This window comes from Lactobacillus kitasatonis DSM 16761 = JCM 1039 (assembly GCF_000615285.1).
Classification (GTDB): Bacteria; Bacillota; Bacilli; order Lactobacillales; family Lactobacillaceae; genus Lactobacillus; species Lactobacillus kitasatonis.
The window spans coordinates 1-1,129 of the sequence record NZ_BALU01000033.1; the positions used below are offsets into that span (position 1 = coordinate 1).

The following is a 1,129-nucleotide window of genomic DNA, read 5'->3' on the forward strand; positions in this document are numbered from 1 at the left end:
ATACTTAGAATAAAAGAACACAAAAATAAGACTCCGGACCATTTAATTCGGAGTCTTATTTAATTTATATTAATAATTATTATTGAAAGTTTGAAACAGGTACATATTGCTTACCTTTACCAACTCTGTAGTAGCGCTTGCCGTTAGCAAACTTGAAGGATGAACCGTAAGTTGTAACAGTTGAACCCTTCTTAAGGACTTTCTTGTTAGCACGTTTGCTACCAGTTTGATAGATGTATGAATTCTTCTTAAGCATACGCTTAGTACCATCAATGTTTGCAGCCTTTACGTAATAGAAAGTATTATAAATTCTGTAATATTGGGTGCCATTGATGGTTACTTTGTTTGAGTAAACATCAATGTTACGGAATTGTCTGAATGCTTTGCCAGTCTTGTTACCGCTCTTGTCATACATAAGTGCTTTGTGCATAGTGAAGACAGTAGTCTTAGTTGCATCATCGTCGCCCTTGTAAGCACCAGTGAACCAACCAGTCTTAACAACTAAGTTTGAGTTTGAACTGTTTAATCTAGTGTATGAAGTACCGTCGATTTCAACAGTACCGTAAGTTGAAACTGGAGTACCTACTGGAAGAGTAATACCTGAATCTTCGACTTTGTTGCCATTGATTTGGTAAACACCAGCATTACTGTCAGTATCACCTTGGATAGATTGAACACTATTAGAATCACCAACAGTTACGTTGATAGTTACTGTAGTAGAAGAATTATTACTATCATTAGTTACAGTAATTGGAACTGGGTAAGTTCCTGCAATTTGAGTTTGAATATATGAAAGGTTAACTGAAACTGATGAGTTAGGAGTAGCAAAGACTCTTTGAATAGCATCAACATCAACTTGCCCATTTAGGGCAACGTGAGCAAATGATGCGTTACCAACATTAACAGTTGCATTATCATTATATGAAGTGCCATTATAATTAACTGCTGCGCTGACAGTTGAACTTGCGAGTAATGGAGATACGGCAAGTAAAGCTGCGGCAGCAACGCCGATAACTTTAATTTTCTTCATGAGATTTGGTCCTTTCTAAGATGAATTAATCTCTGATAACTTTTATCTAATTATACCATCTAGCACTTACATGTTAGTTATACGAAAATCAAAATGTAA

The 1,129-nt window shown here is 35.7% G+C and carries 1 protein-coding gene; it reads right to left on the minus strand.

The window, feature by feature from the left end:
- Positions 1–79 precede the first annotated feature (79 nt).
- Positions 80–1,030 carry an SLAP domain-containing protein gene (locus tag JCM1039_RS12100; RefSeq protein ID WP_025015624.1) on the minus strand — a complete coding sequence of 317 codons (951 nt, stop codon included), beginning with the start codon at positions 1,028–1,030 and terminating at the stop codon, positions 80–82.
- Positions 1,031–1,129 lie beyond the last annotated feature (99 nt).